Below are 18233 nucleotides of genomic sequence, written 5' to 3'. Positions count from 1 at the left end.
TTATATGAGTGCTTGGCTTATTTATGCATTATTATCAGCGGTTACTGCTGCTTGTGTGGCAATTCTCGGTAAAATAGGTTTACAACATCTTGATGCCAATACTGCGACAGCAATTAGAGCTATAGTGATGGCTGTATTTTTAGTTGGTGTAGTTGTTGTACAAGGAAAACTGAATTTAATCAATACTTTTTTTAATGATAAAAAAGCATTACTCATTATTGCCTTGAGTGGCGTTGCGGGGGCGTTATCGTGGCTATTTTACTTTATGGCAATAAAAGAAGGTAAAGTATCACAAGTTGCCCCAATTGATAAACTTAGTGTCGTTTTTGCAGTTATTTTTGCTGTGGTTATATTTGGCGAAAAAATTTCTTTTCTTTCTGCCATAGGGGTTGCCATGATAGCAGCTGGGGCGATATTAGTTGCACTATTTTAATAATGTATTAAACAGCTCAACAGTTACCCATTCACCTTTAGTTACATTGCCTCTATCCTTTTCAAGTAAGATAAAGCAATTAGCGCGGTTAAACGATTGGGTGAGATGGGAGCCTTGTTGCCCAGTTGAAACAACCTCCAACTCGCCATTAGCTGAAATTTGCAATACGCCTCTTTGAAAATCCAATCTACCGATATTTTTTTTCAGTTTTGTTGCTGTTTTTACTTTAAATGATAATTCAACTTCTGCTAAATTTTGTCCAGTAAGAGCTAACATTAATGGTTGAACTAATTGATAAAAAGTGACAAGAGCAGAAACTGGATTACCCGGCAATCCGCAAAATAACGCATTACCTATGTTGCCAAAGGCAAACGGTTTTCCGGGTTTTATGGCAATTTTCCAGAAGTTAACTTTTCCCAGTTCTTCTAGTGCCATTTTAGTATAATCAGCATCCCCGACTGAAACTCCACCACTACTAATAACCAAATCAGCCTGTTTAGATGCGGATTCGAGTGTTTGCTTAATTTTGTTCGGCTCATCGACAATTATCCCTAAATCAATTATTTCACAGTTTAATTTGCTCAATAATAATTTGAGGGTAAATCGGTTACTATCATAAATAGTACTATTATTTGCTAATGGGCTACCAATGTCAGTTAATTCATTACCGGTGGAAAATATTGCAACTTTTAACTTTTGATAGACAGTTAACTCTGCAATCCCAAGTGTTGCTAAACTTGATAAGGTCGGAATAGTTAATCGAGTGCCTTTTTCGACAATAACCGCACCTTGTTTAGCATCTTCACCTATATAACGAATATTACTAGCTGGTTTTATTTCCTTTAAAAATTTAATTCCTGATTCAGTTTGTTCTGTCTCTTCTTGCATTACAACGGCACTAGCTTCGTTAGGAACAGGTGCACCAGTCATAATTCGTAAGCAACTACCTTTAGGCCAATTTAGTGATGAAATATCGTCACCAGCATAAATTATTCCAGCTAACGGTAATAACGTCGATTGATTGATATCAGATAATCTAACAGCATAACCATCCATTGCCGAATTATTAAAGCTAGGTACATTAATTGGCGAAATAACAGGTTCTGCAGTGATTCGATCTAAGGCATCAAATAATGCTACTTTTTCCATTGCTGGTTTATGATTATTTGTTGCTACTTCAAGTATATTTTTTTTTGCTTGTTCAAAGGTTAATAACATAAATGAAGCTCCTTATAATCGATTGTCCGTTATGTTAGGCAAGTAGTTAATTGAGTGCAGATAATCGCTATTCAGTTATATAGATATATGATAATGATGCCGCAATATACGGCATCAACAAAGATTAAACATTAAATAAGAAATTCATAATATCGCCGTCTTGCACGATATAATCTTTCCCTTCAGAACGCATTTTTCCTGCTTCTTTAGCACCTTGTTCGCCACCATATTTAATAAAGTCATCAAAAGCGATCGTTTGTGCTCGGATAAAGCCTTTTTCAAAATCGGTATGAATTTTACCAGCGGCTTGTGGCGCAGTATCTCCAACAGAAATTGTCCATGCACGAACTTCTTTAACACCAGCAGTAAAATAAGTTTGCAGATTAAGTAAACTATAACCAGCACGAATTACTCTATTTAGGCCTGGTTCAGTTAAACCAAGGTCTTGCATAAATTCATCACGATCAGCGTCATCAAGTTCAGCAAGTTCTGCTTCAATTGCGGCACACACAGGTACAACGACGGCTTTTTCTTGCTCAGCAATAGCTTTTACTTTTTCTAAATATGGATTATTTTCAAAACCATCCTCATTAACATTAGCAATATACATAGTTGGTTTTAAGGTTAAAAAGCTTAGATATTTAATCGCATCTAATTCTTCTTTACTAAAATCGAGTAGTAATAATTTTTTACCTTGTTCAAGATGAGGTAAACATTTATCTAAAATTTCTAGTTCGTATTTGGCATCTTTATCGCCACCTTTAGCTCGTTTTTGTAAACGAGTAATAGCTCTTTCGCAAGCTTCAAGATCAGCTAATGCAAGTTCAGTATTAATGATTTCAATATCTTCAGCTGGATCGATTTTACCTGCAACGTGAACAATATTATCATTTTCGAAACAACGTACAACGTGACCAATCGCTTCAGTTTCACGAATATTAGCTAAAAATTGATTACCAAGACCTTCACCTTTAGAAGCCCCTTTAACTAGCCCAGCAATATCAACAAATTCCATTGTGGTTGGTAAGGTTCGTTGTGGTTTAACGATTTCCGCAAGTTGATCTAAACGCGGATCTGGCATTGGCACTACACCCGTGTTTGGTTCAATCGTACAAAACGGAAAGTTAGCAGCTTCTATTCCGGCTTTAGTTAGTGCATTAAAAAGCGTTGATTTGCCTACATTTGGTAGTCCGACAATTCCACATTTAAATCCCATACTGTTTATTACCTTGTGTTATAAAAATCTTAAAAATAGGCGCCAATTATATACTAAGTTAGGCTAATTATGCTAATGTTGATACTGGTATAAAATATTTAGCAAAACTAGCATGTTAAGTTTTGGAACTTAAATTTTGTTGTTTCTCGCTTAATAATAAAATTATTAAATGCTTTTTGACTAATTTTCCAATGATAAGCCGATTTGATATAATTGATTTTTCTTTAGTCCATACATCTCGGCTGTAATTGCTGCAGCTTTTTTTAATGGTAATTCTTTAATCAATAATTTTAAGGTATTAATCACTTTAGCATCAATAGCATTATCAGTTTTGCTATGTCCTTCAACGATTAGAACAAATTCACCTTTTTGACGATTACTATCTTCTTGTAACCAGTGAATTAACTCATTTACTGGGTAGCTAACAATAGTTTCCCATGTTTTAGTGAGTTCTTTTGCTAAAACAATATGTTTATCGTTCCCCCAAATTGTTTGCATATCATTTAAGGTATCTAACAGTCGATGGGTTGATTCATAGAAAATCATTGTTCGACTCTCTTGGCATAGATTTGTTAGATAATCTTGACGTGCTTTGGTTTTTGCCGGTAAAAAGCCTTCATAACTGAACTTGTCAGAAGGTAATCCGGCTACCGATAATGCGGCAATAGCGGCACAAGCGCCCGGAATAGGTACCACATTAATATTATTTTCTCGACAAGCTTTCACTAGGTGATAACCGGGATCATTAATAAGTGGTGTGCCTGCATCTGAAATTAATGCAATTGATAAACCTGATTTTAGTTTTTCGATCAAAACTTGTGCTTTTTCTTGTTCATTATGATCGTGTAAAGCAAAAAGTTTGGCTTTAATGCCTAGATGTTGCAATAGTAGTCCACTATGCCTAGTATCTTCAGCCGCAATAATATCAACACTTTTAAGTGTATTAATGGCTCTTAGTGTAATATCATCTAAATTGCCAATGGGAGTTGCAACAATATATAAAGTCATTCTATTTTGATCACTGTAAATTTTATGGTAAGGCATTAAATATACTATACCAAACCGTATTTTATTGTATATACTCATTACCGTGAAATTAGTTTAATCATTATTGGCTGAAAATATGGCTAAGATTGTATCATTGTGTTAATTATACTTATTTGTACATATAACAAGTTATTTTTAATAAGAGAGTTATTTATATATTCTTCGAATAATTAGTCATCAAATAAAATATATTTATAGCTTTTAATCAACAATTGTACATTTTTGACGGCGATTTTATTGATTTACTTTACAAGTAATTAATATAATAGCTTTTTGTTGTAAAAACGATAAAATGTGCATAAGAAAATAATATAATATAAATTAATGAAAGGTGTTATTGTGAAAAAAGTTCTCACATTAAGTTGTTTAAGTTTGATGATCGCTGCATGTACGCAAACTAATCCAGCTGAAATTGTAGATATTTCTGACTCTTCCAGTTGTTCTACTTCGTCGGTATACTCAAAACCACCGACAAATATTTCTACTGGTTCTCGTTCTTCATCACAAATTTATTCATCACCAACACCGACATCTGGCTCAAGAGTTACATCTAATAGCAATGGTCAAGATGTGATTACTTCTAATGAGCGTATCGTTTACAATCGTGATTATAATGATATACCTAAAGGTGGCTATCAAGGTGATACCTATACTGTTAAACGAGGTGATACACTTTTTTATATTGCATGGGTAACCGGTAATGATTATCGTGCTTTGGCAGCAAAAAATAACATTAAAGAACCATTTGCTGTAAATGTTGGTCAAGTATTGGATGTTAGTGGTGGTACAACAGTAGTTGAAACTAAAAAAACTACTTCTACAGTGCCCGTTGTTGCAGCGAATAATCGCAATAAAGGTTCAGCGACCAATACTTCAACCAGAGTTAAACCGGTTGTGACGACAGTGACAACAACTACAACCACAACCTCTGGTAAAAATAAGCCAACTAATACTGTTCAAACTACGGAAACTGTAACTGAACCAGTTAATAGCGCAGTACCAACTACATCTAACGTGGCTAATATTGTATGGCACTGGCCAGCACAAGGTAAAATCATTGAAAAATTTTCTAATGCCAGTAAAGGGATTGATATTTCTGGTTCTTTAGGCGCTAAAGTTGTTGCAGCGGCTAATGGACGAGTGGTTTATTCAGGTAATGCATTGCCTGGTTATGGTAACTTAATTATTATAAAACATAATGATGATTATTTAACCGCATATGCACATAACCAAACTATTTTAGTCAAGGAACAACAAAATGTTCGTGCCGGTGAACAAATTGCTACCATGGGTGCAACAGGAACCTCATCGGTAAGATTACATTTTGAAATTCGTTATAAAGCACAGTCAGTCGATCCATTAAAATACTTACCAACTAAATAGTAGGTATTTTAAATTAATATAGAGGCTTATAACCAATTAATAACTAATAACACACTTATTAATTATATGTTTTAGTGCAAGATTTAACCATTTTATTTTACGTAACTAAGGAGTTATATTCATGGCAGTAAAAAAATTAGTTCTTATTCGTCACGGAGAAAGCGTTTGGAATCAAGAAAACCGTTTTTGTGGTTGGACTGATGTTGATTTATCTGACAAAGGTAATAAAGAAGCAGCAGAAGCTGGTCAATTATTAAAACAAGAAGGTTTTGAATTTGATTATGCTTATACTTCTGTTTTAAAACGTGCAATTCACACATTATGGCACGTTTTAGATGCAGTTGATCAAGCATGGTTACCGGTTGAAAAAAGCTGGAAATTAAATGAACGTCATTATGGTGCGCTACAAGGTCTAAATAAAGCTGAAACTGCTGCTAAATATGGTGATGAACAAGTTAAATTATGGCGCCGTGGTTTTGCAATTACTCCACCTGCACTTGAAAAATCAGATGAGCGTTTCCCTGGGCATGACTCACGTTATAGCAAATTACCAGAATCTGAATTACCTTTAACTGAAAGTTTAGCTTTAACTATTAAACGTGTTCTTCCTTATTGGGAGTCAACTATTGCCCCTCGTGTTGCTAAAGGTGAACGTGTCATTATTGCCGCTCACGGTAACTCACTTCGTGCTCTAGTTAAACATTTAGATAATATTAGTGATGATGATATTATTGATCTAAATATCCCAACTGGTGTGCCATTAGTATATGAATTTGATGACAACATGAAAGTTGTTAAACACTACTATTTAGGTAATGCCGATGAAATCGCAGCTAAACAAGCCGCGGTAGCGAACCAAGGTAAAGCCAAATAGTATTAATTAATCTAAAAGGTAAGTTGAATAACTTACCTTTTATTTCCTGTACAGGAAATAAATATTTAACTTTTAGAGACGCTGATTTTGTCTAAAATTTATTATATTTATGGCGTAATGAACGCTGGAAAATCTACCGAATTACTACAGATTGACCACAACTACTTAAGTAATAATATGCAAACATTATTGCTTAAATCTTCGGTTGATACTCGAGATTCCGCTGTTGAAATTGTATCTCGACTTGGCTTACGTAAAAGAGCATTACAACTTGACGATACTACAGTAGAAGGAATTATTGAGCACATTAAACAAAATAATTATGCGTGTATTTTAATTGATGAAAGTCAGTTTTTATCATCTACTACTATCTGGAAATTATCAGATGTTTGTGATGAATATGGTGTTCCTATGATGTTTTTTGGTCTAAAAACTGATTACATGGGGCATTTATTTGAAGGTTCGAAAACTCTATTAGAAATTGCTGATAATTATAGGGAACTCAAAACCGTTTGCTGGTGTGGTAAAAAAGCCACCATGATCCTTTTAGAAGGTGACAATGGGCAAATAGTTAAATTTGGAAATTCGATACATCTTGGTGATAGTGAGTACCATTCTGTTTGTCGAAAACACTGGAAAGCTGGACAGGTAAGGCCAAATCACTAAGTTTACTTGTGCATTCGGATAAATATTCTACCATCAGAAAATAATGCTCATATTTTGATGTGCAAAAATATTAAATTATTATAAGGAATTAATCGCATGAAAATTAAAAATACATCATTAGCTATTTTACTAGGTTTAGTTTCATATTCCGCCAGTGCAAAAGATTATGTAATCACAGATGGCGATAAAGAAATTCAAAAAGGAGATTGGCAAATTTCTAACAAAAATATCAGTCCTGATGCACCTCCTTTTACTATTGAAAATACTATTCTTAAAGGTGGTAAGCAAGAGGGGTCAGAGCTATTAACAATTAAAAGTGAAGGATTAACAATTAACCTAAGCCCAACTCGTGGTTTAGGCATTGTAAAAGTTGAAGGTGATGGCATTCGCTTAGGTTGGGACTCTCCTGTTAAAGAGATTGTTAATCCTAAATATATAAATTTAGAAAGCCGTGGTGGTGCAGGTTGGTTAGATGGCTTTAACGAAATGATGGTCCGTTGTGGCTTTGAATGGACAGGGCATGCGGTGCAAGCTGATGGTATGATGTATACACTCCATGGTCGTGCACAAAATACTCCTGTGTCAAAATTATTTGTTGAGGTTGAAGATCAAGCTCCTTATACGATTACTATCAGAGGGTTAATTAAAGAAAATGCTTTCAAAAAGAGCAATTTTGAAACTTGGGTTACTATCAGACATGTTCCTGGCAGCAAAGAATTTACCGTACATGATATCCTGACTAATTTAAGTGATTATGATCGTGATTATCAAATTATTTATCACAGCAATTTCGGTACACCAATTTTAGAACAAGGGGCTAAATTTGTTGCACCAGTTAAAGAAATTTCACCTTTCAATGAATATGCAGCAACTGGTTTGAAAAATTGGCAAACTTATCAAGGGCCAACAAAAGGCTTTGATGAAATGGTTTATAACATTTTCCCTTATTCAGATGCAAATAATCAAACTCAAGTTATGTTGAAGAGTAATGCAAGTGATAAAGGGGTTGGGATTGCTTTTAATACTCAACAATTACCTGTACTGACATTATGGAAAAATACTGATACGCTTAAACAAGGCTATGTAACTGGTATTGAACCAGGAACAAGTTTTGCTTATCCAGTTACAATTGAGCGTGAGCAAAAACGTGTACCTCAATTGGGTGCAGGCAAAAGTACTGAATTTATTTTAACTTATAGCCTATTGTCAAATAAAGAAGAAGTAGCAAACTATGAGGCTAAAATAAAGGCTATTCAAGGAAACAAACAGACCAAAGTAGTTGAAGAACCTATGGCAAAAGAATAAGTCATTCGCAAATACCGCTAACAATTTTGTTGGCGGTATCTTTTCCTGTTCAAAGAAAGTTTTAATCATCCTGTCGATTCAAAATATTATTATCTATAATATGTTATTCTAAGCTACACTAATCAACAAATTTTCGGATTCAATTAAATAACAGGAATAAATATGGCTGCGAAAAGGATAGTAATTGGAATAAGTGGTGCTTCAGGCTTTGCTTATGGTATCAAAGCTTTAGAACTATTAAAACCAATGGATATTCAGACACATTTAGTGATCTCAAAAGCGGCAAAAATTACCGGTCATTATGAGCATTCGAAATCACAATTAACGCAATTGCAAGGGTTAGCTGATGTTGTATATGCGATTGATAATATTGGTGCAGCGATAGCGAGTGGCTCATTTAAAACAATGGGAATGTTAGTTGCACCATGTTCAATGCGAACACTTTCAGCTATAGCGAATAGTTTGTCAGATAATTTACTTACTCGAGCAGCAGATGTGGTATTGAAAGAGCGTCGTCGATTAGTGTTAATGACGCGAGAAGCGCCATTACATTTAGGTCATATTAAAAACATGGAGGCGGTGACTTTAATGGGGGGGATTATTTTTCCACCAGTTCCTGCCCTATATCAACACATTGAAAGTGTTGATGATATTATTACTCATAGTGTTGCTAGAGCGCTCGATCTGTTTGATATTGATGTACCTTGTTTACCTCGCTGGGGTGAAGATAGGAATCTTAATCAAAAGCCTGAATAAACCGTAATATCATGAAGACAACCGAGTTTAAAATAGCGCAATTTATCCAGCAACAACATGTGCTAAATTTATGTGTGATATTGGCTAAAAGCCAGCCATGGGCATGTAATGTCTTCTATGTATTTGACAAAGAGAATTGGTGTTTATATTTCTTATCGGAATTGAAAACTAAGCATGCACAAGCAATGCTACAGAATCCAAATGTTGCTGGTACTATAAGTATTAATCCAAAATCGATAACTAAAATTCAAGGTATTCAATTTAGCGCTATAGCTGAACAACTCATTGATAATGAAGCTAGCAATGCTTATAAGCTTTATTATTCCGCCTTTCCTTTTGCAAGAGTTATGAAAGCACCGATTTGGTCACTACGATTGCAAGAAATTAAGATGACCAATAATCTAATTGGTTTTGCGCACAAAAGCCATTGGCAACGAGACGAAGATCTGAAAAATCATTAATTTGATAAATGGTATGTTAGGTTTTAGCATAATCATTATCTAATCACAAACTAAAACCCACTAATAACTTAAATCAAAAATGAGTTATCACAACTTGGACGGGATATTTTCCTCATATTCAGTATCACCATCACAAATAGTATCCCAATTGGCTTTTGAACCAGTATAAATATGTATACGCTTTTCAGCATTAATTGGTTCATTAATCAACCCAATACGTAATCGGTAAGTACTATTATCATTATCACGGCTAGAAAATAGATGTGAACCACAATTACCACAAAAATGACGGTTGACACCTAAGTTAGAAAAAACTTTTATATTTTCTTCCCCTTTGATAAAAGTTAAATCTTCCTTGTTAATGAGTGTGGCAGAATTAAAGGCTGAACCGGTTTGTTTGCGACAACGTGAACAGTGACAAAAAACAATCGCTTTGATATCACTATTTAGTTGATAGACAATTTCGCCACATAAGCAGTTACCTGTCATCATGATTAATTTCCTTGTATTATTTATAGCCGTTACTATTTATTATTGCATTTTACCTGTAAATTTAAAACAAGAGATAAGTAGCTAAATAATTAACATAATTCAATAAAGGAATAAAAATTTGAGGAACGGGGTTTTTAAAGCCAAAATCCATCCAATAAATCGCTAACGTTAGTTATAACATCAGTTAGGTCCAATAATAAACGTTTATTTTTATCAATTAGTTTGATGCTTCTCATTAAGCGACATTAGCAATGTGCTGACAACTGAGAGAGATTAGTAGCATGGCAAACAGGGATGTTTGGCAAGGCTGTGTTTTGTCAGGAACAAATCACAGTTGGTGCGTTAACAGCGAACGCAGGCGGAAGGCAGTCACGCAGTGACCATTTGCGTGGTCGCCGCGGGAGTTGGTAAAGAGGGTTCGCGCAAACCCTCTTTACTCGGACGTAATCGCCGTATAGAACTAATCACCAAACAACAAAACGTCCGAAACTAAAAAACAAAAAATTTGAGGAGAGGGTTTTTAAAAGCCTAAATCTAGCCACAATTTCACTGAAATTGGCTTTAAAACTAAGATCAGTTAGCTCTAAATATAAAAGTTTATTTCTAGCAAATCAGATTGGAGTATTTCATTTCGCGACATTAGCAATGTGCTGACAACTGAGAGAGATTAGTAGCATGGCAAACAGGGATGTTTGGCAAGGCTGTGTTTTGTCAGGAACAAATCACAGTTGGTGCGTTAAAGCGAACGCAGGCGGAAGGCAGTCACGCAGTGACCATTTGCGTGGTCGCCGCGAGAGTTGGTAAAGAGGGTTCGCGCAAACCCTCTTTACTCGGACGTAATCACCATATAAAACTAGCTACCAAACAACAAAACGTCCGAAACTAAAAAAACAAAAAAGTTGAGGAGAGGGTTTTTTAAAGCCTAAATCTAGCCACAATTTCACTGAAATTGGCTTTAAAACTAAGATCAGTTAGCTCTAAATATAAAAGTTTATTTCTAGCAAATCAGATTGGAGTATTTCATTTCGCGACATTAGCAATGTGCTGACAACTGCGTGAGGTTAGCATGGCAAACATGGATGTTTGGCAAGGCTGTTGTTTGTCAGGAATAAATCACAGCCGGTGCGTTAACAGCGAACGAAGACGGAAGGCTGTCACGCAGTGACCACTTGCGTGGTCGCCGCGGGAGTTGGTAAAGAGGATTCGCGTAAACCCTCTTTGCTCGGACGTAATCGCCGTATAGAACTAATCACCAAACAACAAAACGTCCGAAACTAAAAAAACAAAAAAGTTGAGGAACGGGGTTTTTAAGACAAAAAATGGCACTAATAATTAGTGCCAATAATCAAATATTACTAAAATTTGCCGTTTTTATAGTTTTAAAATGGACTATATTTTAAACGTTAACATTTTTCAACAAAATAGCGCATTATGCGGTTATCAGTAGTTAGTTCTGGGTGGAATGAACATACTAAAATATTATCTTGCTCCGCCATTACACAATGATTATCAACAAAAGCGAGTTGTTTTACTTGTTCACCTGCTTTGGCAATATAGGGGGCACGAATAAATACCGCTGGAATTTGCTGACCGATAGGTGCAATATCTAACAGTGTTTCGAAGCTATTTATTTGCCGCCCAAAGCCATTTCTTTCAACAATAATATCTATTAGTCCCAGTTGTTCAACCTCATTATGACTCGTTTCAGTGCCACAAAGTACTAATCCAGCGCAGGTGCCAAAAATACCTTTACCTTGTTTAGCAAATGCTTGGATTGGCTCAAATAAATCATTTTGTCTAATTAAACGACTTATTGCTGTTGATTCACCACCAGGAATAATTAAGCCATCAAGTTGACGCAATTGTTCGGTTTTTTTAACTGCAATAGGGCACACAAAATCAATGCTAGCAAGCATGTTTAAATGTTCAGTTACGGCACCTTGTAAATTAAGCACCCCAATGATTTTGTTAGCTTTTACGTTGGCAATTGTTGTCATTACCAGCCTCGATCTTGCATTCTTTCTGATTCGGTTAATTTACTGATTTCAATCCCTTTCATTGCTTCACCCAATCCTTTGGATAATTCAGCTAATCTTGGATAATCATCAAAATAAGTTGTTGCTTGAACAATCGCTTTGGCAAATTTTTCTGGATTTTGTGATTTAAAAATACCTGAACCGACAAATACACCATCAGCACCAAGTTGCATCATTAATGCAGCATCAGCTGGCGTGGCTACACCACCGGCAGCAAAGTTTACGACTGGTAATTTACCAAGTTGTTTAATTTGTAATACTAATTCATATGGTGCGCCAATTTCTTTAGCAAATGTCATAAGTTCATCCTTAGATTTGCCAACCACTAAACGAATTTGTTCATTGACACGACGCATATGTCTAACTGCTTCAACAATGTTGCCTGTTCCTGGCTCACCTTTGGTTCGTAACATAGATGCACCTTCACCAATTCGGCGTAACGCTTCTCCCAAATCTCGACAGCCACAGACAAAAGGCACAGTGAATTCATCTTTCAATAAGTGATATTGTTCATCAGCAGGAGTCAACACTTCACTTTCATCAATATAATCCACACCCATTGATTCTAAAATACGTGCTTCAACAATATGGCCAATTCTTGCTTTAGCCATAACAGGAATTGTTACTGCTTTCATTACTTCTTCAACAATGGTCGGATCGGCCATTCTTGCGACGCCACCAGCAGCACGAATATCGGAAGGAACACGCTCTAAAGCCATAACTGCTACGGCACCAGCTTGTTCAGCGATTTTTGCTTGTTCGGCATTGACGACATCCATTATCACGCCACCTTTTTGCATTTGTGCCATTCCACGTTTTACAGTTTGTGTACCGGTATGTTGTTTCATTGCTACTCCTGATTAATTAATGTTAGTTGTCTAATGTCAGGACTATTATTCAAAATTAAATCACTGCAATAAACAGCCAATTGGACTATAATTAACCCATCCAATTTTGCGTTTAAGGTAATAAGTTCTAGAAAACTTGAAAAATAAAAGATGTGGAATAAACAAAAATTAAGCCTTTTTAATGGCGCATTATTTAAAAAAGTCACGCAATTGATTGAGAACTATATCGAACAAGGAGTGTTAATAGCCGGTGAACGATTACCATCTGAGCGTAATTTAGCCAAAGATCTACAAGTTAACCGTTCAACTATTGTGCATGCGCTAGATATTTTGACTGAACGAGGTATATTAGTGCGAAAGCAGGGCTGTGGGACTTTTGTTAATGAACAAAAGTGGGGGCTGCAAGCTTATTCGACTATTAATTGGCGATTGCCAGCCAATTTTTATCATCATCGTCAAAATGTATATCACCAAAAAGTGACACAGGTTCGGCATCAAATGGATCATATTTGTGATTTAGCTAATGGTGATTTGCCCACTAATATGATCCCAAAATTAATATTACCAAATATTACTTCCCATGAAATGGTTGCTTACGAAAAGAAAAGCGATATGTTGCAATTAGGGCTTCCTTCGCTTAAGCAGCAAATTGCGCATTATATGAAGAAACAATTTGCTATGGTGGTTGATACCGAACAAATTCTTATTACCTCAGGCACTCAACAATCTCTTTTTTTGATTACCCAAGGATTATTAAAACCTGGCGATGCGATAGGCATTGAATCACCATCATATTTTTATTCATTACCATTATTTCAAGCTGCAGGATTGCGTTTATACGGTATTGAATGTGATGAAGAGGGTATTACTTTAGAGAGTTTACAAAAAGTTACCTTAGAGCGACAAATAAAATGGTTATTTCTAAATCCTATCTTTCAAAATCCAATTGGTTGTGTGATGAGTAATCAGCGCAAGAAGCAGGTACTGGCATTTTGTCGAAAACAATGTATTGGTATTGTTGAAGATGATGCCTATAGTGGATTAGCTTTTGATGAAAAGACCAATATTTTACCGATTAAAAAATTTGATGTAAGTAATCAAGTGGTCTATTTAGGATCTTTATCCAAATATATCGGCCGTAATATACGTATTGGTTGGATGATAGCACCAAGTGAAATTATCGAAAAATTAGCCAATATCCGGCATCATATTGACTCTGGCTTAAGTATTTTACCGCAACTATTAGCTGAGGAATATTTAAGTCACCATTATCAAACACATCAAAAATGGCTCCGCCAACAATTGCAGTATAAAGCTAATCAATTAATGGATTGGCTTGATGACTATTTTAATGGTGGTGTTATTTACCGAGTCCCAACCGGAGGTTTTCATTTATATGCTCATTTACCAGTTAATAATGCTGCACAAGAACTGACAATATTAAATCAATTGTTGTCAAAACATATTATTGTTTCGCAAGGTACTGACTTTGGCGATAATGTCGGTTCTATCCGATTAAGTTATGGACATTTTGAAAAAAATTTGCTTTGATCACACATACTAAAATCTGCGTTAAATTATTGATTATGGAAAGTTCTAAAACCGCATTATTATCAACCAATAAATTATTGCTTATTGCTGGCACTGGTTGGCTTTTTGATGCCATGGATGTTGGATTATTATCTTTTATATTAGCTGCTTTAAAGCAAGATTGGGGATTAACACCATCACAACTTGGTTGGATTGGCAGTGTTAATTCAATTGGTATGGCTGTTGGTGCCTTTTTATTTGGTATTTATGCTGATAAAAAAGGTCGCAAATCAGCTTTTCTATTCACTTTATTAATGTTTAGTATTGCCAGTGGCTTAAGTGCTTTTGCTTGGGGATTAGGTAGTTTATTCGTTTTACGATTCTTCATTGGTATGGGGCTAGGTGGTGAATTACCTGTTGCATCGACGCTAGTTAGTGAAAGTGTTGAGCCTGAAGTACGTGGGCGCATTGTGGTATTACTTGAAAGCTTTTGGGCTGTAGGTTGGATTTTAGCTGCGCTAATTGCTTATTTTCTAATTCCTCTGCCTGCAGTTGGTTGGCGTGGCGCAATGATATTATGTGCAATACCGGCTTTTTACGCGCTTTACTTACGCTTTAATTTACCGGACTCACAATCGTATCAACATCAAAATAGCCATGCTCAAACAGAGCCAGTTATCAAAAAAATACAATCACTATTATCAAACTCATTCCGACGTCAAACGATAATGTTATGGATAGTATGGTTTTGTGTAGTATTTTCATACTATGGCATGTTCTTATGGTTACCAAGCGTATTGATGCTTAAAGGCTTTGATATGGTAAAAAGCTTTGGTTATATTCTCATGATGACCTTAGCCCAATTACCCGGCTATTTCACAGTTGCGTGGTTGATTGAACGAGTAGGGCGTAAATGGGTATTAATAGCATATTTATTGGGTACTTTAATCAGTGCTTATTTATTTGGTATTGCTGACTCAATTAACCAATTACTTATTAGTGGAGCGTTATTATCATTTTTCAATTTAGGGGCATGGGGAGCAATGTATGCTTATACACCAGAACAATATAGCACCAATATTCGTGCTACCGGTGCCGGTATGGCTGCATCTATTGGTCGAATTGGTGGCATATTAGGTCCATTAATGGTTGGATTCTTAATGGCTAACCAAGTTGGTGTAAGCATGATATTTGCGCTATTTAGTTTATCAATTCTGGTTGCTATCTTAGCAATATTATTGCTTGGCAAAGAGACCAAACAAACGCGTCTTTCATAACTAACCAGCTTGGTTGTTTTAGTTTCGGACATTTTATTATTTTATGGCTAGTTCTGTATGGCGTTACGTTCGCGTAAAGAGGGTTGGCGCGCCCCCTCTTTACCAACTACAGCCAGCCTTGTCAATGTTGGCGATAATGAAGTTGTTGGAGCAAATCATAATGAAAATAGGAAACTCGTTGGGTAATTCTGCATCTAAAATCGAAGTAAAACCATACTCTTCACTCTATGCTACTGAAATATGCGATTTGTTTCATTCGACTATTCATGCTATTGATACCGATATTTATAGCAAAGCAGAGCAAGAAGCATGGTGCCCAACACCACCAGATTATCAGATGTGGCTAAAACGTTTAGATAACACTCAGCCTTGGCTGGCTATCTTTGGCTCACGCCTTGTGGGATTTATTGAACTTAAAGATGATGGTTACATAGACTGTTTTTATGTGCATCCTGACTTTCAAAAGCGTGGCGTAGCTAGAAAACTCTATGACCATGTGCTTGACTTAGCCCACCAGAAAAATTTTTCACAATTAAGTGTAGATGCTTCAAAAGTGGCCATGCCAATTTTCCAAAAATGGGGTTTTATAATAAAGCGGGCTAACAAAATATACAGAAAAAATCAGATACTGATAAATTACCATATGTATAAAACACTTTGATTTTTATTGAGATCTTTGTATGGTAAAGCTTCACTTAAACTAAATTCCTAACCGCGCTTTTTTGAGGCATTTGGGCTTATATTTAGACCTAAATCCCCCTAAATAAGTGACTATTTATCGCCATTTCCCTGTTTTAGACGCAAATTTCATGCTTTACTGTTATTTGTTCCTGACAAAATACAACCTTGTCAAACATCCATGTTTATCATGCTAACCTCACTCAGTTTTCAGCACTGCTAATGTCGTAATCAATTCTTTGTACACTGCTTGTTAAGTTTAACGGTAATATAAAAGCAAAAAATTCAGCAATCGAATTTGGCAAAGCAAATCTTTTATTTTTTATTTTCAAAAGATTACTGATTTTGCCAGCTATTTTTTGTCATTTTATTTACATAAAATTGTCTAAAAGCTAGGTAGCACAAGGTTTAACTCGCTGATTATCTATGATAGATTAATTCCTCCATTCACATTTAAGCAGGTAGGTTGATCTTGAATCTTTCCCCTAAAGCTTTCCATTATTTAGGCGTCGTTGCAACGATTGCATCATTAGGCATGTATGTGTCATATATCCCACAAATTATCGACAATCTTCATGGTTTTAAAACCAATCCAACTCAACCATTAGCAGCAGCAATTAACTGTTCATTATGGGTTTGTTATGGATTATTACAACCTAAAAAAGATTGGCCGATTGCTATAGCTAATTCCCCTGGTGTTTTGTTTGGTTTAATTGCGTTTTTTACGGCATTGTAAATATATTGTTATACTTTTTTGTATTATTTCAATACAGCATAATTTAAACCTTATGCTGTATTTTTTTATCAAAATTTCATCAAATTGTTAGATGATTTCTGTTGACAAATATAGAGTGTTTATTTTCAAAAATAGGTCTTTCTATTACAGATTAAATTTTAACCTTGTGGTTAAATCTTTAAATATCAATTTGTTATAGAGTTATCAACAGGTTTGTTAAATACTTATCAAATAATTAAGTGAATAATTCACAAGTTCGTTTTGAATAAATGAAAAAGTTTTAGTTTGTGTTATTTGATTCAATCATTGTCATCTATTTGCGATTCGATTATATTGGAGATCCGGCTGTTTATTAAATAGAGTTTATCTTTTAATACTCTTTTATATTGAGTGGTGATGTTATTAATTTAAATGTCGACTTAATCGTATGAGCGTTAAAAATATAAAATGAGGAAATCAAAATGACTAACATTAATCTTTCTGACGATTTGATAAAAGATTTTATCTATTCTATGTACCGTAAAGAAGTATTATTAAATTTAAAAGGGGTTGTTTTAACTGAAGAAGATCGTAAACAACTTCATGAAAAAAGAGATTTTGTTAATCGATTGTCTGAAGCTGAATTAGCCGATATTCGTTGTTGGGTTTTAGATAAATTGAAAGTACTTGAAAGTCAACATAAGCAAGATTAATTGGTTAAAATCTTGTGCTAACTTCTTTAATAAATTGATAAAATTTATTTATCGTAATGTTTATAACGTTATAGACAGTTTTATCAATTGTTTTACAATACAGTGAGACTTATCATTTAGAATCTATAGGAAAGGGTATGAGAAAGACAGTCATGGCTTTTTTGTTAGGTATTCCAATGATTGTCGCAGCTTCCAATTGTGAAGAAATTAGTGCCAGTATTGCTGAGAAAATCAAAAACAATGGTATTGATGAAAATAGTTTTCAATTAAATTTAGTTCTATCAGAGCAAGCTGAGCAAGGCGTTGCAGGTAAAATTGTCGGATCGTGTGATCGTGGTCAACAAAAGATAGGATATGTTCGTTCACAAGATAATTCGGTAACAGCTGAAGCAAAACAACAAGAGTCTTCAATTTCTAATCAGCAAGCCGAAAAAGCTGAATTAGAGAAATCTTCTCAACAAGAAATAGTAGCGCCATCTTCAGAAGATAATCAGCAAATAGACTCTAAGAAAGAATAATTATTGATTATTCGTTATAGTTATAGAAGATCAATCGGTTAATTAATGAAGAACATTTGAATAAATA

20 protein-coding genes are annotated in these 18233 nt (G+C 35.1%); 14 read left to right on the top strand and 6 right to left on the bottom strand.

Going from position 1 to position 18233, the window contains the following annotated elements:
* Positions 1-4: 4 nt before the first annotated feature.
* Positions 5-433, top strand: coding sequence for an EamA family transporter (locus B6D18_RS04435; protein WP_086363336.1), 429 nt, complete (start codon positions 5-7; stop codon positions 431-433).
* Here the strand turns inward: B6D18_RS04435 and moeA are convergent.
* The 3 genes from moeA to rsmI form a co-directional block, all read right to left on the bottom strand.
* Positions 425-1651: a molybdopterin molybdotransferase MoeA gene (gene moeA, locus B6D18_RS04430; protein WP_086363335.1), complete on the bottom strand. Its 1227-nt coding sequence runs from the start codon at positions 1649-1651 to the stop codon at positions 425-427. The genes B6D18_RS04435 and moeA overlap by 9 nt on opposite strands.
* Positions 1652-1775: 124 nt before the next feature.
* Complete coding sequence (ychF, locus tag B6D18_RS04425; protein ID WP_086363334.1) at positions 1776-2867, bottom strand: redox-regulated ATPase YchF; 1092 nt, start codon at positions 2865-2867, stop codon at positions 1776-1778.
* 180 nt (positions 2868-3047) lie between these two features.
* Complete coding sequence (rsmI, locus tag B6D18_RS04420) at positions 3048-3875, bottom strand: 16S rRNA (cytidine(1402)-2'-O)-methyltransferase (protein ID WP_216818840.1); 828 nt, start codon at positions 3873-3875, stop codon at positions 3048-3050.
* A 378-nt stretch (positions 3876-4253) separates the two neighbouring features.
* On the opposite strand from rsmI, the gene nlpD reads away from it, so the two are divergent.
* The 6 genes from nlpD to B6D18_RS04390 all read left to right on the top strand — a co-directional run bounded on the left by nlpD (position 4254) and on the right by B6D18_RS04390 (position 9359).
* Entirely contained in the window at positions 4254-5297 is a 1044-nt protein-coding gene (gene nlpD / locus B6D18_RS04415; protein WP_216818839.1) for a murein hydrolase activator NlpD, read from the top strand.
* Between the two features lie 121 nt (positions 5298-5418).
* Positions 5419-6171 (top strand): 2,3-diphosphoglycerate-dependent phosphoglycerate mutase, encoded by a 753-nt coding sequence (gene gpmA / locus B6D18_RS04410; protein WP_034902210.1) that lies wholly within the window; start codon positions 5419-5421, stop codon positions 6169-6171.
* An 87-nt stretch (positions 6172-6258) separates the two neighbouring features.
* Entirely contained in the window at positions 6259-6837 is a 579-nt protein-coding gene (locus tag B6D18_RS04405; RefSeq protein WP_144063949.1) for a thymidine kinase, read from the top strand.
* Positions 6838-6933: 96 nt separating this feature from the next.
* Positions 6934-8142 carry an aldose 1-epimerase family protein gene (locus B6D18_RS04400; protein WP_086363330.1) on the top strand — a complete coding sequence of 403 codons (1209 nt, stop codon included), beginning with the start codon at positions 6934-6936 and terminating at the stop codon, positions 8140-8142.
* A gap of 162 nt (positions 8143-8304) precedes the next feature.
* On the top strand, positions 8305-8898 hold the full coding sequence (locus B6D18_RS04395; RefSeq protein ID WP_086363329.1) for a UbiX family flavin prenyltransferase: 594 nt from the start codon (positions 8305-8307) through the stop codon (positions 8896-8898).
* 11 nt (positions 8899-8909) lie between these two features.
* Positions 8910-9359, top strand: a complete 450-nt coding sequence (locus tag B6D18_RS04390) for a pyridoxamine 5'-phosphate oxidase family protein (RefSeq protein ID WP_086363328.1) — start codon at positions 8910-8912, stop codon at positions 9357-9359.
* Between the two features lie 87 nt (positions 9360-9446).
* On the opposite strand, the gene B6D18_RS04385 is transcribed toward B6D18_RS04390, so the two are convergent.
* From B6D18_RS04385 to pdxS, 3 genes are all read right to left on the bottom strand, one after another.
* Entirely contained in the window at positions 9447-9851 is a 405-nt protein-coding gene (locus B6D18_RS04385; protein WP_086363327.1) for a GFA family protein, read from the bottom strand.
* Positions 9852-11254: 1403 nt separating this feature from the next.
* On the bottom strand, positions 11255-11848 hold the full coding sequence (gene pdxT / locus B6D18_RS04375; protein WP_086363325.1) for a pyridoxal 5'-phosphate synthase glutaminase subunit PdxT: 594 nt from the start codon (positions 11846-11848) through the stop codon (positions 11255-11257).
* Positions 11848-12735, bottom strand: coding sequence for a pyridoxal 5'-phosphate synthase lyase subunit PdxS (gene pdxS / locus B6D18_RS04370; RefSeq protein WP_086363324.1), 888 nt, complete (start codon positions 12733-12735; stop codon positions 11848-11850). The genes pdxT and pdxS overlap by 1 nt, the downstream gene beginning before the upstream one ends.
* Before the next feature lie 150 nt (positions 12736-12885).
* Here pdxS and B6D18_RS04365 point away from each other — a divergent pair, with 150 nt between their 5' ends.
* From B6D18_RS04365 to B6D18_RS04340, 7 genes are all read left to right on the top strand, one after another.
* Positions 12886-14286, top strand: coding sequence for a PLP-dependent aminotransferase family protein (locus tag B6D18_RS04365; protein WP_086363323.1), 1401 nt, complete (start codon positions 12886-12888; stop codon positions 14284-14286).
* Between the two features lie 35 nt (positions 14287-14321).
* On the top strand, positions 14322-15542 hold the full coding sequence (locus tag B6D18_RS04360; RefSeq protein WP_086363322.1) for an MFS transporter: 1221 nt from the start codon (positions 14322-14324) through the stop codon (positions 15540-15542).
* A gap of 57 nt (positions 15543-15599) precedes the next feature.
* Positions 15600-15728 carry a hypothetical protein gene (locus tag B6D18_RS12895; RefSeq protein WP_256363481.1) on the top strand — a complete coding sequence of 43 codons (129 nt, stop codon included), beginning with the start codon at positions 15600-15602 and terminating at the stop codon, positions 15726-15728.
* Complete coding sequence (locus B6D18_RS04355; RefSeq protein ID WP_216818838.1) at positions 15721-16203, top strand: GNAT family N-acetyltransferase; 483 nt, start codon at positions 15721-15723, stop codon at positions 16201-16203. The genes B6D18_RS12895 and B6D18_RS04355 overlap by 8 nt, the downstream gene beginning before the upstream one ends.
* Positions 16204-16692: 489 nt before the next feature.
* Positions 16693-16956 carry a SemiSWEET family transporter gene (locus tag B6D18_RS04350; protein ID WP_034903376.1) on the top strand — a complete coding sequence of 88 codons (264 nt, stop codon included), beginning with the start codon at positions 16693-16695 and terminating at the stop codon, positions 16954-16956.
* A gap of 461 nt (positions 16957-17417) precedes the next feature.
* Positions 17418-17648 (top strand): hypothetical protein, encoded by a 231-nt coding sequence (locus B6D18_RS04345; RefSeq protein WP_086363320.1) that lies wholly within the window; start codon positions 17418-17420, stop codon positions 17646-17648.
* A gap of 137 nt (positions 17649-17785) precedes the next feature.
* Positions 17786-18166 carry a DUF1161 domain-containing protein gene (locus B6D18_RS04340; protein ID WP_086363319.1) on the top strand — a complete coding sequence of 127 codons (381 nt, stop codon included), beginning with the start codon at positions 17786-17788 and terminating at the stop codon, positions 18164-18166.
* Positions 18167-18233: the final 67 nt, after the last annotated feature.

It is taken from the genome of Gilliamella sp. A7 (assembly GCF_002142015.1).
Taxonomy (GTDB): domain Bacteria; phylum Pseudomonadota; class Gammaproteobacteria; order Enterobacterales; family Orbaceae; genus Gilliamella; species Gilliamella apis_A.
This window is presented reverse-complemented; position numbering and strand designations above follow the sequence as displayed.